General features: G+C 52.4%; 14 protein-coding genes. 4 read left to right on the top strand and 10 right to left on the bottom strand.

Features of this window, described 5'->3' with window-relative positions; genetic code table 11:
• Nucleotides 1-92 precede the first annotated feature (92 nt).
• Nucleotides 93-995 carry an AraC family transcriptional regulator gene (locus MKY59_RS05485; RefSeq protein WP_236420145.1) on the bottom strand — a complete coding sequence of 301 codons (903 nt, stop codon included), beginning with the start codon at nt 993-995 and terminating at the stop codon, nt 93-95.
• A gap of 127 nt (nt 996-1,122) precedes the next feature.
• Here MKY59_RS05485 and MKY59_RS05480 point away from each other — a divergent pair, with 127 nt between their 5' ends.
• Together MKY59_RS05480 and MKY59_RS05475 are read left to right on the top strand one after the other, a co-directional pair.
• Nucleotides 1,123-2,010, top strand: a complete 888-nt coding sequence (locus MKY59_RS05480; protein ID WP_236420146.1) for a sugar phosphate isomerase/epimerase — start codon at nt 1,123-1,125, stop codon at nt 2,008-2,010.
• 39 nt (nt 2,011-2,049) lie between these two features.
• The gene (locus MKY59_RS05475) at nt 2,050-3,105 is read left to right on the top strand and encodes a Gfo/Idh/MocA family oxidoreductase (RefSeq protein ID WP_339276453.1); all 1,056 of its coding nucleotides are present in this window, start codon (nt 2,050-2,052) and stop codon (nt 3,103-3,105) included.
• 74 nt (nt 3,106-3,179) lie between these two features.
• Here the strand turns inward: MKY59_RS05475 and MKY59_RS05470 are convergent, their stop codons facing one another.
• Nucleotides 3,180-4,499: a glycoside hydrolase family 125 protein gene (locus MKY59_RS05470; RefSeq protein ID WP_339276452.1), complete on the bottom strand. Its 1,320-nt coding sequence runs from the start codon at nt 4,497-4,499 to the stop codon at nt 3,180-3,182.
• Nucleotides 4,500-4,677: 178 nt separating this feature from the next.
• Here MKY59_RS05470 and MKY59_RS05465 point away from each other — a divergent pair, with 178 nt between their 5' ends.
• The gene (locus tag MKY59_RS05465; RefSeq protein ID WP_339276450.1) at nt 4,678-5,748 is read left to right on the top strand and encodes a LacI family DNA-binding transcriptional regulator; all 1,071 of its coding nucleotides are present in this window, start codon (nt 4,678-4,680) and stop codon (nt 5,746-5,748) included.
• A gap of 437 nt (nt 5,749-6,185) precedes the next feature.
• On the opposite strand, the gene MKY59_RS05460 is transcribed toward MKY59_RS05465, so the two are convergent.
• From MKY59_RS05460 to MKY59_RS05450, 3 genes are all read right to left on the bottom strand, one after another.
• Nucleotides 6,186-7,796 (bottom strand): hypothetical protein, encoded by a 1,611-nt coding sequence (locus MKY59_RS05460; RefSeq protein ID WP_339276449.1) that lies wholly within the window; start codon nt 7,794-7,796, stop codon nt 6,186-6,188.
• Nucleotides 7,777-8,361, bottom strand: coding sequence for a sigma-70 family RNA polymerase sigma factor (locus tag MKY59_RS05455; protein WP_339276448.1), 585 nt, complete (start codon nt 8,359-8,361; stop codon nt 7,777-7,779). The genes MKY59_RS05460 and MKY59_RS05455 overlap by 20 nt, the downstream gene beginning before the upstream one ends.
• Nucleotides 8,362-8,524: 163 nt before the next feature.
• Nucleotides 8,525-9,031, bottom strand: coding sequence for a mismatch-specific DNA-glycosylase (locus tag MKY59_RS05450; RefSeq protein WP_236420152.1), 507 nt, complete (start codon nt 9,029-9,031; stop codon nt 8,525-8,527).
• Nucleotides 9,032-9,150: 119 nt separating this feature from the next.
• On the opposite strand from MKY59_RS05450, the gene MKY59_RS05445 reads away from it, so the two are divergent.
• Nucleotides 9,151-10,071, top strand: a complete 921-nt coding sequence (locus tag MKY59_RS05445; protein WP_339276445.1) for an AEC family transporter — start codon at nt 9,151-9,153, stop codon at nt 10,069-10,071.
• A 140-nt stretch (nt 10,072-10,211) separates the two neighbouring features.
• On the opposite strand, the gene MKY59_RS05440 is transcribed toward MKY59_RS05445, so the two are convergent.
• From MKY59_RS05440 to MKY59_RS05420, 5 genes are all read right to left on the bottom strand, one after another.
• A complete protein-coding gene (locus MKY59_RS05440; protein ID WP_236420154.1) occupies nt 10,212-10,742 on the bottom strand; it encodes a hypothetical protein in 531 nt (176 codons plus the stop codon).
• Nucleotides 10,743-10,820: 78 nt separating this feature from the next.
• The gene (locus MKY59_RS05435) at nt 10,821-11,336 is read right to left on the bottom strand and encodes a hypothetical protein (RefSeq protein ID WP_339276443.1); all 516 of its coding nucleotides are present in this window, start codon (nt 11,334-11,336) and stop codon (nt 10,821-10,823) included.
• 15 nt (nt 11,337-11,351) lie between these two features.
• Complete coding sequence (locus MKY59_RS05430; protein ID WP_339276441.1) at nt 11,352-13,232, bottom strand: S-layer homology domain-containing protein; 1,881 nt, start codon at nt 13,230-13,232, stop codon at nt 11,352-11,354.
• Nucleotides 13,233-13,503: 271 nt separating this feature from the next.
• The gene (locus MKY59_RS05425; protein ID WP_236420157.1) at nt 13,504-13,755 is read right to left on the bottom strand and encodes a hypothetical protein; all 252 of its coding nucleotides are present in this window, start codon (nt 13,753-13,755) and stop codon (nt 13,504-13,506) included.
• A gap of 238 nt (nt 13,756-13,993) precedes the next feature.
• The gene (locus MKY59_RS05420; RefSeq protein ID WP_339276439.1) at nt 13,994-14,518 is read right to left on the bottom strand and encodes a GNAT family N-acetyltransferase; all 525 of its coding nucleotides are present in this window, start codon (nt 14,516-14,518) and stop codon (nt 13,994-13,996) included.
• Between the last annotated feature and the right edge of the window lie 56 nt (nt 14,519-14,574).

Below are 14,574 nucleotides of genomic sequence, written 5' to 3'. Positions count from 1 at the left end.
AGTTCGTTACATTTTGAAGCGTGGCGATTCGGGCAGAATAAGGTGTCTACGGTTCGTTAGAGGAGCCGGCAGAAGCAAACGGACGGCCAGATTCAGCTTCCATTCTCCGCTGCCTGACGTCCCCGCGATGGCGGCACGCCTTTGTATTTCTTATATAGCTTCGTAAAATAATTGGCATTGTCGCAGCCGACCTGTGCGGCGATCTCCGTGACCGTCAGACTGCTCTCTTTCAGAAGCCGCTCCGCGAGCATCATGCGGCAGCCGTTAACGTATTCAACGAACGTTCGCCCGGTCAGCTTTTTGAACATTTTGCAAAAATGATACGTATTCAGGCCGACCTGGCCGGCGGCTTCGGCCACGGATACTCTCTCTGCGGGATCGGCCTCGATCTTCTCGATCAGCTGCTTGAAACGTTCCCTGTTCGGAAAATAAGAACCGCCCCCTTTGCTCGGAAGCTGCTGCGGCAAAAACATGCGAGCCAGCATCGTGAACAGCGCGTACAGCTTGGATTTGACCATCAGCTGGTAAGCGGGCGGCTGTTCTGTCATCTCTTCGATCGCTTCGTGAATCAGACTGTAGATGCGCGCGCATTCTTCATCCTGTTCGGCGGGTTTGACCGGAAAACGCAGCCTTCCCTCCAGATATGGCGCGACATATCCGATATGCACCGGGTCATGGATGAAGTCCTGAAACAAGGCGGCGTTGACGACTACGGAATCGTAGTCCACGTCGCCGTCATTCATCGCGTAGCCGACATGCAGCGTTCCTGCAGGAATAGCGAGAACTTCTCCGGCCCGCGCCGTGTACGGCCTGCTGTCGATATGGAATTGCGCTTCCCCCCTGCGCATCACGATGAATTCAAAATGCTCGTGCCAATGCAAATACAATATGCATTCCCCTGCCTTCTTGTCAGCGCATCGATTCTGGAAAAGCTGAAACGGGTGGGATTTGTGATCCATCCGCGTTTTTTCGTGAAGCGCTTTCAACTCAGTCACCGATGTTCCCCTTCCCCCACAAAATCGGACTAATAATGCACAAGATCGTTTAGAGCCATTCGGCAAATGCACCGCTATAATGAGTGTGTCACGAAGACTATAAGCCAATATTGGAGTGAATTCAACCATGAATAAAGCATTGCGCATAGGCACGCTTGTCGGCGGCGCGGACGCCGTAAGAGTCATTCCGCAAATTTTGCCGCACGGCTTCGAATCGTTCAACCTGACCTTCTGGCAGACGACAGGAACCGTGGACCTGACTGAGACGGCCAAACGCGTTCGCGAACTGGTCGACGAACATGACGTCGTCATTTCGGCGCTCAGCGTGTTCGGCAATCCGCTTACGGGAGAAGGAGACAATGCCGACACCTTGGCGAGCTGGGAGCGGGCCATCGACCATGCCCATCTGTTCGGGGCAGCCATCGTCTCCGGCTTCACCGGCCGCCTGACCGGACGTCCGATCGACGAATCCATTCCCAAATTCAAGCAAGTCTTCGGCGAATTGGCCAAACGCGCTGCCGACCGGGGCGTGCGGATCGCCTTCGAAAACTGCGACATGGGCGGAACCTGGCAGAGCGGGGACTGGAATATCGCCCATAATCCAACCGCTTGGGAAATGATGTTCGATGCCGTTCCCGACGAGCATGTCGGGCTGGAATGGGAGCCTTGCCACCAAATGGTCAGCCTGATCGACCCGATCCCGCAACTGCGCAAATGGGCGCATAAAGTGTTTCATGTGCACGGCAAGGATGCAACCATTGCTTGGGATGTCGTGAAGGAACATGGCGTTCATGGACCGCATGAATTCGTCTGGCACCGCACACCAGGCTTCGGGGATACCAACTGGTCGGATATCATCACGATTTTGCGCCAGCACGGTTACGAGGGAACCATCGATATTGAAGGCTGGCATGATCCGGTTTACAAGGGCGAGCTGGAGATGACCGGGCAGGTGCACGCGCTGAACTACTTGAAGCACTGTCGCGGGGGAAGCTTTGTGCCAAACCCCGTGTAACGTCGACTTGAAACCATCGTGTACAAAGGAGATGATCGCATGAACGAACGTTACCGGGTCATCGTGGCGGGATGCGGGGCCATGTCAGGTACCTGGGTCGACTATGCCATGCAAAGGCCGGATACGGCCATCGTCGGATTGGTGGACCTTCAACCGCAGCAGGCGGCTGCGCTTGCAGGCCGACACGGGCTGGACTGCCCCACGTTCACCGATATCAACGAAGCCATTGCAGCTACGGGAGCCAATATCGTCTTCGACGTGACGATACCGTCGAGCCACTATAACATTGCCATGACTGCCTTGCGGCAAGGCTGCCACGTGTTCGGCGAGAAACCGTTGGCCGAAACCATCCCCGAGTGCCGGGATATCGTGCGCCTCTCCGGCGAAACGGGACAGCTGCAAGCCGTCATGCAAAATCGGCGCTTCGATCCGCGCATACGGGCGTATCGCAGCCTGATCGCGGACGGCACGATCGGCAAGGTTGGTTATGCCGGGGCAGACTTCTTTCTCGGGCCGCATTTTGGCGGCTTCCGTGAAATCATGGACAGCCCGCTGCTGCTGGACATGGCCATTCACACCTTCGATCAGGCCCGGTTCATTCTCGGCGCCGATCCGGTGTCGGTCTACTGCCATGAATTCAACCCTCCCGGTTCGTGGTATAAGGGCCATGCCATGGCCTTATGCATTTTTGAAATGTCCGACGGCTCGGTGTTCAATTACCGCGGTTCATGGTGTGCCCAAGGCGCGCCCACATCGTGGGAAGCATCCTGGCGGGTTATCGGGGAAAAAGGGTCGGCCATCTGGAACGGACACGACGAGATTTACGCAGAATCTGTTGTAACGGAACGTTTGGACGAGAACGGGAAACTGACCTTTTTCCAGCCTGCCGAACGAATTGAAGGCGTGATTCCTGCCATGGACAAAACCGGACACCACGGCTGTCTGGAAGATATGTTCGACGCGCTCGAAACCGGACGTTTGCCGGAAACGCATTGCAGCGACAACCAGTACAGCATGGCCATGGTGCTCGGCTCTCTGGAAAGCGCACGCATCGGGCAAAAGGTATGGATTGCTGACCTGCTCGGCAGCGTATAGGCATAGATTTTCAATACAATAAAGAACAGGCCCTTTCAGCGGATTCACCGCGATGTGGGCCTGTTTTATCGCAGCTATAAAATCCCCTTATCCATTGCCTTGCGCACAAGCTGGGCAAACAGGCTGTTCGACCAAGCAAACCACGGTCTCGTAAACGTGGACGGATCATCCGCAGCAAAACCTTCATGCATGTACCCGGTTCCTGCGTCGGTGCTTTCCAGCACTCCGATCATCTCCAGCATTTCTTCGTCAGTCTCTGCCGTAAGCCCCTGCATGGACAGTGCCATATGCCAGATATAACCCTCGGGGGTATGCGGGCTGCCGATGCCTTTGGCTGCTTTCCCTTCGAAATAAAACGGATTCTCCTTGCTGAGGATGAACCGCCGCGTATTCCGATAAACGGGATCGTCCGCCGGCACGTATCCGAAATACGGAATGGACATCAATCCGGGCGTGCCCGCATCATCCATCAGGCAATAGTTGCCGTAGCCGTCGGTCTCATAAGCATAGATTTTGCCATATACCGGATGGTTGTAGGTGCCGTACAGCGCGATGCCATGCCGGATTTCCTCCTCCAAGGATGCCATCCTCCCCACAAGCCGTTCATCCCGGAATACCCATCTTGCGATTTCTCCCATCTGTTTCAACGTTACGGCGGCAAACATGTTGGCCGGAATATTGTAGTGAAAATCGCACGCATCGTCGCTTGCGCGAAAGCCCGACCAGATCATTCCGGTATAATTGACCGGCATGCCGAGCCCTTCATTGCGCAGTGTATCATGCGCAGGACAATTGCGCCGCATGAAACGATAGGGCGACCGTTCCGCATGCCGCTGCTCGGTTTGCCACAGCTTTACCGTCATTTCCATCACCCGTTTGAAGCGTTCGTCGAAGATGTCCGTCAATTCCGTTTCCCGCCAATACGCATATGCGAGCCGCATCGAAAAACAGAGGGAATCCAGCTCAAACTTCCGCTCCCATACCCATGGGGACATTTCAGTCTCATCGTTGGCATCCCAGTGCCAGCCGTTTGCCGTTTCGTTGAACGCGTTGGCATACGGATCGATCTCGGCATAAAACATATGCCGTTTGACCAAGCCGCCAATGATGCGCTGCAGCTGGGCATCCTTTTTGGCAAACGGGACGTAGTGCATCACCTGCTCCACCGAGTCGCGCAGCCACATCGCGGGAATGTCCCCCGTAATGACAAACGTTGTGCCGTCGTCCAGCAGCTTCGTCGTCGTTTCCAGCGTGTTCGGAAAACAGTTGCGGAATTGCTGGAGCAATCGCGGCCTGTCCCGCAACCGCTCTTCCGCTTGAGTCAAAACATCTTGTACGGCCTGCGGCAGCTCCAGCCGCGGCATGGCAATCTGCGGTAATCTGAACTGTTCCATCGATATCGTCTCCCTTGGGATGAATTAGGTTGGATTTTTAGGTGGAGCGGATGTATATTGTTATTTTTGTTATGTTAAATTATAATAACGTTATTATATTTGTAATGTACTATGTATGTACACGTCCGTCAATTGTTCATGCCGTTCACATCACTTTCTTCGATGAAGGAGCCTTGCCATGTCACGAAAAATTTCCATCCAAACGCTGGCCGACCAGCTCGGACTGTCCAAATATGCGGTATCCCGTGCCCTCGGCGGCAAATCGGGAGTCAGCGAAGAAACGCGCGCACGCGTGCTCGAATTAGCCCGAACGCTCGGATATCGCCAACACACGCCAGGCATTACGTCCACGCCGATAGCCAATGCAGGAGCAGACCTTCACAGGCCATCGAGCCCGCTGTTTGCCCTGATCTGCATGAACCAATCCAATCTCAGCGAGCCGCATTATTGGCAGCGCGTGCTGTCCGGCATGATATCTGCCTGCGATGAACGGGGATGGCATCATGCTATCGTTTCGCCTTCACTGTCTGCCGATGATGACCGCCTATCGCCGGAGCAAGCCCTCGCTCCGCACCTCGACTGGACGCATTGCGCAGGGATCGTTGTCATGGGTGCATTCCCGCATACCGTGATGAAGCGGCTGTCGAAAACGGGACGCCCCCTCATTCTGGTGGATCACCATGATCCGCTCCTGAACTGCGACACCGTCAGCCATGACAACCTGGAGGCGGGCATGACCGCCGCACAATACCTGCTGTCCGTCCGCTGCCGACGAATCGGGCTGATCACCGACGACGGCCGGGCCACCAGCTTTGCCCAGCGCAGAATGGGCATGGAGCTGATGGTCAAGCAGGCGCAAGCACAAGATGGCGTGACCGCAGCGCTGCGCGAATGGAGCATTCCTTATGAGCACGGTGATTGGCTTGAACAGTTGGCCCGCGAGTTTCGCCAGCTGCCTGAAGCAGAGCGTCCGGACGCCTGGGTTGGCGTCAATGACGACATTGCGATGCGATGGATGCGCAAACTGCAGGACATGGGCTTCTCCGTGCCGGGCGATTGCCGTGTGCTCGGCATCGACAACGTACACGCGGCCGCCTCTGCGATTCCCCCCCTGACAACGGTTCACCTGTGCAAGGAAGAGCTGGGGCAGCGTGCAATCGAATCGCTGCAGCGCCGCATGGAGCGGCCCGGTTCGCCGAGGGAAACGATTATGCTGTCCACCAACCTGATCCCAAGGGACTCCGCGTAGCTTCTAGCATACGGGCTCGGCTCGGGGGTATGGGTACTTGCCGTATGCTGAACCTTCAACAACAAAAAAGAGCGAAATTCTCCCGGACAACAGTGCCGGAAGCTTTCGCTCCTTTGTCTCTACATCTCCATTTTGACTCTTACGAACCTCACACATCTTATTCGGGTCATTTTGGAAAATTGAATTTCTTACGAACTTCAGACACCTTATTGTGGCCATTTGAGCGCCAGGAACTTCATTTTCACGCCAATAGCGTGTCTGTGATTCGCAAGAAATTTCTTTCCCTGAAAATTCGTTTAATAACGTGCGTCAGGTTCTTTAAAGCCTGATCCGTTTCACGCGCAAAGCTTCTCAGACACTGCCCTAACGCATTCGGAGCATCGTTATCTACCAATCTACACAATTCAATCCCCGGCAGACATCGTCATGATCCGATCTCATTGATTCAACCAAGGCAGATGCTCCGATGAAGGAAGCTCCACCTCCCAATCGACGTCTTGATAATCATGAGTCTCCAAGGTGCGCTTCAAGGTCAGTTTGGTGCCTTTGTTTTGAGAAAATCCCCGAATAACGTACTTCAGATTCGCCGAAACAAATTTTCCACCATATTCAGAAGCAGTAGAGGTTCCGGCGATTTCCACTGGGTATTGCTCGCCATGCTCGTCTACTGCGACCCAGTGATCGGCTTGTGCTTCTTTCTGCCAGAACGAGCCTGAACCTTCAAGAATTAGATCCCCCCTATCATCGAATACACTTATCGGCTGGTTACCAGATACCCGGACGTGACCATACCCATAGTCGCTCAGCACCAGCTCATCCCCAGACTGTTCAAATTTCACCGGCTGCTCGCGGATCCGGTCCAAATCAATCTCTATTGATTTCTCATCTTTGACAGGCAAGGTGTACCCGTCCAGTACGAAACGAATCGGTCCCGCGCCTAATGTGACGAATTCGGGGTCCCACATTTCCGACAGCTTCAGCACGCCGCCATTCCCACTCAGTCCGGTCGTATCGCGAAGGCTGTATTTTGCCTTACGCGCACCGCTACGGCTGCCGTTGAATATTCGATATTCCTGGGTAGCCGGGATCTCCAGATGGTACAGAATCTCCACTTGGTTTTCCCAACCCTCTCCCACCTTGGCAAGAAGCTTATCGTTCAGGCTTATATCCAGATCAAGACGTGTCCCGGTTGGCGTTTGCAGCAACTGCTTCATTTGCAAACGAAGCCCTTCCGGCGTCACATAGCTTTCGTTCATTGCCTTCTGCACGGCATATGTTTTGGCTTTGGTCAGATCGATTCCAAATTGAAAGCTCCAATCGACATAGGCCGTTTCATCGGTATACGTTCGGCTCTTCGCATCATATACATTGCCTACATTAAGGTGATTCAGTTCCCCTCGCACCACAATCCGATCCGGAACGTCATCATGCAGCTGAAAAACAAACTGGCTGTACTTCAAGCTTTGTATATTTACCTCTACTTCGGAGACCACGGATTCTCCCTTCTCATCCGTGATATGGATCCTGCTAGGGTCTGGTGTAATATAAATGGGTCCTCTTCCATCCGGTGCAAACCCTTGAAGTGTCAGCACAATCCGTGAACGATCCACCAGCACTTCTTCGATTTGCAGCGTATAACCCTGATCCTCAATCCGGATATTCGGATTAACGACCATTCCGAGCGGTTGCAGGCGCTTATAATCATTGACCAGATTGTTGATCCTGAATTCATCCGGTACCGGTATATCGGGGAGTGGCGGATTTACCGCATTGATCGTACTTCTCGCAGCTGGCTGCTGCTGCACCCACTCCCAAGCAAACCACGCTCCGCCAACCAGCAGCAGCAGCGCCGCTGCGGAAACGGCTGCACGTTTCATCCTTTTTCCGGGAAGCTTGATCTGCGCTCCAATCGGATTCCCTTGCTCCTTTTTATCGATGGATATCGCATCCAGCTTCTCCATGACGCGCAGCGTAAACTCCGAATCCGGCTGTTCATGAAACAAAACACGCTGCCATTGCCGGTCCTCTTCACTTGGAATAGGCTTCATTTATCGATAAACCTCCCTTGCGGTCCATTTGTTTTCTTAGAGCTTTTTTGCCACGATACAGCGCATTGCGCACCTGGAGCTGATTCATGCCCGTAATGCGAGCAATCTCCTCATAACTCAGCTCATTTGTGTACTTCAGCAATAATACGAGGCGATACGCTTCCGGCAATCGATCGAGCTGCTGCACGATCTCGCGTTTCATCTCCTGCTGCAGCACCGTTTTTTCCGGCGTTCCCTCCTCGGCAGCCTCCACCAGTTCCAGGGCATCTGCGACCATAACGGGTTTCTGCTGGCGAATGAAATCGCGCATCCGATTCACCGCAATTGTGTAGATCCAAGCCGAAAAGCTCGAGCCTTCCCGCCGGGTCGCCAAATACCGGTAAACACGGATAAACACATCCTGCGCCAAATCCTGCGCATCCTGATGGCTCGCGCCCATTCCGCGCAAAAGGCCAAACACTTTATTTTTGTACCGGTCCACAATTATGGCAAACAGCTGCTTCTCCCCCGCCACAATGCGCCGAACCAGCTCATCCTCCGGGATTTCAGGCATATGCTGTGTCATTGTATCCCCCTTCTCTACAGCGTCCATGCATGGTTCTGTACTCTATAGACGTCCTCTCCCCCTGAAACTTCTCACTTTGGCAAAAAAAAAAGAATCCACCCTTTCCCGCAAAGAGTGCGTTTGGGGTGAATTCGAAAGACAGATGCCGCTTGTTATTTGCTTGTTATTTCCCAGCCACAAACTCGCTAAGCTGCGCATAAATGGCCACGATTTCATCCATCGACATGCGTACCAGCCCGCTGGAGGAGGGGGCAACGAACTCATGGATTTCCGGTACGACCGGGTCGTCCTGAAATCCCCAATCCGTTTTCCCGCGTTTGCTGTACTGGGCGTATACGCCTTTGCCGACGAAGCAGGCCACTTGCGGCCGGTATTCCTCCAGCTTTTGTTTCAAAATGAGGCGTCCCTCCGCATACTCCTCGCGCGTGATATCCTCTACACCTCTCGTGGGACGGGCCACGATATTTGTGAATCCATACCCCAGCTTGAGCAAATCTCCGTCCTCTTCCGGTGCATACAGACGCGGAGTCAAGCCCGAGCGTTCGAGAATGCGCCAGAAACGATTTCCTTTATAAGCGTAATGATGGCCCGTTTCGCCAGACGTCAGGCTTGGATTAAAACCGATGAACAGAATGGACAAGCCATAATCGAGATGGTCCGGAATAGCCATAAATTACCCTCCGTTTCATTTTTTAAATTGCGTCCTCGGATATATGCATGAAGTGATATAATGAGTAAAGTGTTTTTCGAAACCGGATTGAATCCCCATGAAAAAGGAAGCTGAACTCGATGATTTTTGACATCATACTGGAAGTCGTCCTGCCCGTCTTTCTCCTGATCGGAGTCGGGTCCTGGATGCAAAAGATCTTTAAGCTCGATTTATACACCCTCGCCAAAATCAACTTTTACTGCATCACTCCCGCCGCCGTATTCATGAGCATGTACAAGTCCGACATGTCGGGCGAGCTGCTCGGGACGGTTACGCTGTTTTACGCCATTTACGTCATCGTTCTATATGTTCTCGGGTCAGCAGTCTCCCGGGCGCTCAAACTGAATAAAGGCATGAAAGCCGCCTTCAACAACAGCATCATGCTGGACAATGCAGGCAATTACGGGCTGCCGATCAATGCGCTCGTGTTCCGCGGCGATCCGCTGGCCTCTTCCATACAGGCCCTCGTCATGTCGCTGCAATCGCTGCTCACCTTTACGTTCGGCGTTCTGTCGATCCAAGGGGCCAAGCTCAAAGGCAATTACCGCGCGGTCATCATCGGCTTTCTGAAAATGCCCGTGCCTTATGCGCTGCTGCTCGGCCTTCTATTCCAGATGTGGCATGTTCCGCTGCCGACCTTCCTGTCCATGCCGCTCACGTACGCGCAGCAAAGCATGGTCGCCGTCGCGCTGCTGACGCTGGGTGCCCAGATCGTCAAATATCCGATCAGGCTGTATCGCCTTGATGTGTATATTAGCACATTTTTGCGCCTCTTGATCGGTCCGGCCATCGGCATCTCCATCGTGCTGCTTCTGGGCATGCAAGGCGTCGCCGCCCAGGCGCTGATCATCGCTTCCGGCATGCCGACCGGCGTCAACGCCTCCATTTTGGCGGAGGAATATGACAACGAACCGGATTTCGCGGCTCAGACCGTGCTGATCTCCACCTTGCTGAACATCATCACGATTACTGCGCTGATCTCGTTTGCAAGAACGTTCTGAGCATATGGATTCGACTACGATCCTCCTTTCATAGATCTAAACCAAAAACGTTCAACCCAAAAACCTGTCCGGTATTTAAAAGCCGGACAGGTTTTTGGGTTGAGTATTGCAAGTATGCATCCAGATCGCTGGATCTTCGATTAGCGAGCTTCTTCTTGATAGGCTGCCGCTTCTATTTTATAGTTGCCGGCCTTGTTAAACACCACTTTGAATGTAGTATCCATGGACGGGCTGGTCACTGTGGCTAATTTGTTGGAGCTGGCGTAGAACACTCCGTTTTGTGTAAAACCATTCAATTTTACTGCCTCATTATTGATCATTTGATACACAGTCACATCGTCATTCGTTTCCACATAGGTATTATCTTCTGTTCTGGTGATGTTGAACTCGTAACGAATATTGTCATAATTTTGGCTCACGGTGGCACGCAGCGTCAGTTCTTTCTCTTCTCCTGCGTTTACCTCTTGAGTCGGGAGTACATTGACTTCAGCGCCGCTCGAGTTGATCCAGCTCAGCATGTATGTAGGTTCTTCCGGAGCATTTACCTTGAACGTAGCGGTGATCTCGTTGGAAAGAGTGATGTATGGCGCTGCTCCCGCATAGGCGGGGGCAACCATGGTAAACAGGGCGGAAGACAACAACAACGCTTTTATGAATGCAGGGGTTTTCATTGGATTTGATCTCCTTTTTCATGATTTGACGGTGAATTCGATGTTCACACGGTATATGATTTGAATCGGTACTCACTTTTAAGAAGGAACTTTTATGGCTACAACTTTGATCACATACTCGCCAGCAGTGTTGAATTTCAGATTATACTTGAAGTCTTGGCCTGGCGTAGAAATCGAAGGGTAAAAATCAGAGAAAATCACCAGATCTCCGATGCCATTCACACTTCCTGTTTCAGCATTTCCAAGGGAACCTTCAACGTACCCGGCCAGTTCCACGTCACCATTCTGCATGGTTGTACCGTCGGTACGAGTTATGGTGAACTTCAATTCGACGTTTGTATAAACTTGAGAGGTGATCGCGCGAACGGTTACATTCCTGCTGTCCCCGCTATTAACAGTTTGAGGCGAAAGTGTGTCCAACAATTCATCATCGCCGACCCATTTCAGCACAAAGCTAGGTGTCACGGGTTTGACCGTGAATGTGGCCGAAACCGTATTGGATACCTTTTGGGATGAAGCAGCATACGTAGGGGCAGCCATCATCAATAATGCCGAGGAAAGCAACAAAACCTTTACAAATCTGGTCGTTTTCATTGAATTAACACTCCTTTAGTATTCATGATGTTCATGCTTAACGGCAGTAATCTTCACGCTGTAGGTACCCGGTTCGCCAAATTCCACTTGAAGGGACAACGTTTCCTTGGAAGTCGTCGGAGAATCGTCTGTTTTGGTAAGCAGCCAGCCGTTCCCCAGCTTCTCGTACTCATACCCTTCCGCACGAATAAACTTCGCTTGACTGGAAGGTTCGCCGTTCTCATCCGTCCATTGGAACAGGTAGCTTATATGCTCAACGTTGTTGGCCACTTCAAGGAGAGGCTCCGATGTGAAAGTGATGGTCTTGGCTTCGCCTGGCGTTGTCACAACGATGTTGGAGTTCTCGTTCCCGATCGTCAGCTTCAACGGCAGCCTGACATCCAGCTTCAGCTGAGCCTTCTCCGCTACCCCTTCCACCTTGCCCGAAAGTACGTATACTCCCGGCACTTTGATGTGAACCGCACCATCCGTAATTTGCACGCCTTCAGGCGCGGTCCAGGCCACTGTCCGGTTTACCGTCGTGTTGCCGTCCAAACGCACGGACACTTGAGCAGGAAGCACGTACGCTTTGTCGACCTCTTGTATTTTGTTAATCGTTGGGATTACCGGGGCCGAGGAATTGCTATCGCTCCCGGAACTGCTGCTTCCAGAACTGCTACTGGTGCCCGATCCGCCGGAAGCAGCGGTTTGCGTTTCCCGGGGTTGTCCATTAATGAGCTGAATTTTGCCCTGGTTAATGCCATAATCCTTGACCAGGTTCGGCACAAGCCGTTTGTCCGGAACGATAATGTCGTTAATCTCGCCGGTTTCTTTCAACACGATCGAAGATCCGTCAACGGCAGTCTGGCTCACCGTCAAAGATTGAATTGAAGAATTTCCTGTCAAGCTCAGCTGGGAAGCCGTGGCAAGCTCCAGTTGATTCGACGTCACGTCGTGCAGCTCCAATGACGTTTTAGGTGCTCCTCCGGCGACGATTTTGCCTGCAACGGTCAAATGCTGGAGCTTGATGTGGTCTCCCAAAATCGTGATATTGCCGGAAACGCGGAGACCGCCGCCATCAAGGGTCAAATTGCTTTTGGAGGCAGGCACGGTCAAATCCACGATCTCCTGAATCTTGAAACCGGAGGTCAGCTTTACCTTTAATGTCGAACCGGAAAGCAGCTCTTTGTTGCCTGCGGTAAAGAGTGCCTTCATGTCATCCGTCACCGGATATTGGAAGGCACCGATGCGAACGATGCTTTCGTTTACGAACGTCAGCTCCAATTCACGGTTTTGCGGTTCCTGAAGGGCCTCCAGCAAGCGAGTCAAAAAGACCGCGATTTCTTGCCGTTCCGTCGGTTTGTTCAAATCCAGCTTGCGGCCGTCCCCTTGCAGCAACCCAAGCTCCAGAGACGTTTCAATGCTTTGTTTACGCTCGGGAGAGCTTACTTCACCTTCAGGCAGCGCAGTCTTTCCTTCCCCCTTCACTCCGGTTGCTTGGACAAAAATCGACAGCAGCTCTTCCCGGGTAACGACGTCCGTAGGACGAAAAGGCTCATCGGGACGCCCCATCAATCCCTGGTTCAGCACACGCTGAATGCTGTCGGCAGACCAACTGGACGGACGAACGTCTGAAGGCAATGTTACCGACGATGCACTCGTTGGAAGCTGCAGCGCGCGCACAAGCAGTTCGGCCACTTCCTGGCGGGTGATGGGTTTGCGCGGTTTGTACGTTCCGTCATCGTATCCGTGGGTAATGCCCTTTTCATTCAAATAGGCAATCGAATCCAATGACCAATTGGATGCCTGATGAATGTCGGAAAAGAGCAGATCCGACGCTTGCGCGGAAGCAAAAGGCGCCTGAAGCTGACTGAGCAGGGTGACGCTGAGCGTCGTACGCAGAAGCCACTTGTTCACAAATATTGTCTCCCTTCGACAACAGATCGGAGGTTCATGAAGGTCATTCCTACTATTCAGCAGGATGACAGATCATGAAAACACTACCTTAGTCCTGAATTTTATTAGTTCAATAACCCCACTTTAACAAACCCGTTCTAAACAAATTCCAAACATGCGTAAAAACGCAAAAAAGTTCACATGTAACCCTCGAAGGATCCATGTGAACTTCTCATGATCGTGTACAAAAAACATGGCAGCTGCAAGGAAGTGATCCCCCTGCCGCAAAGAATCAGGACTCAAACGTCGTTCGATCGGGAAAATTCCCGCCTTCCCTAAACAAATACCGAACCAGCCGCTGCGCTGCCCGATTGAAATAAAAGCTTGAATTGACGCCCTCGACCCGGACCGGCTCCAATTCCTTGACGCTTTCTTTGATCTTATTCATTTCGATAAGTCCCATCTTGCGCTCATCCGGCCCGAATCGATAAATAACCTTCTCATCGTCCTCCGCCTGTTTGACCAGCAGAATCATGGATGCCATGCAGGTTACCCCCTATCGTTACTAACTGAGATTTCAATAAAAACATGCTCATTATCATTATCTCCCAGATCAGGGGGTAATCATATAGGGCTTTGGTTCGTTTGGGTATCCGGAATATCCCGGTCTCGCCTTTCCACAACCGGACCAACGTCCCTATGATTGGATGGCGATCCGTTCCCTGAAACGGTTTCCTTATAAACAATCGCTCAACATGAATCCATTCATCCTGCCGTCCGCCTTAAGAAATCAACCACGAATAACGACTGCGATGAGTGTACACCTCCTCGGCATGAACAATCGCGGGAATGACATCCCCCCCTTTGTACAAAATCCGGTCCGCAAGCCTCTCTACGGGAACATGGTACGAAATTCGCAGCGCTCGGATCAGCATCGGTTCCAATAGCGCAACAAAGCAATTCAAACGGTGAAATTCCGCAAACTGTACGGCGGCCGACAACAGTTCGGCAACATAAGGCCCGCGGTGCGAGGATAATACGGCCAGCTTGTCAATTTCGGCAACCGCCCCGGAACCATTGGCGATCAGCGGATGATCTTGGAAATCACATACTTCATTGATATTACTTTCTCGGGAAAAGGGCTTGATTTCCGCCGTCCCGACGTAGCGTCCCTCCTCCGTGATGACGACATATCTTTCCAGAAATTGTTTCGAGTATTCCAGTTCATACCCTTTCTCGGCCCAAACCGTAGTCCAGATCCCATTAAACATGACCAGTTCCAACTCGTTTTCCACCACTTTGAACATCGTTTTCCCTTCCTCTCTCGCGCCAAATCAACGAATATAACCAGGTTTATCCGACG

This window comes from Paenibacillus sp. FSL W8-0426 (assembly GCF_037969725.1).
Lineage (GTDB): Bacteria > Bacillota > Bacilli > Paenibacillales > Paenibacillaceae > Paenibacillus > Paenibacillus hubeiensis.
This window is presented reverse-complemented; position numbering and strand designations above follow the sequence as displayed.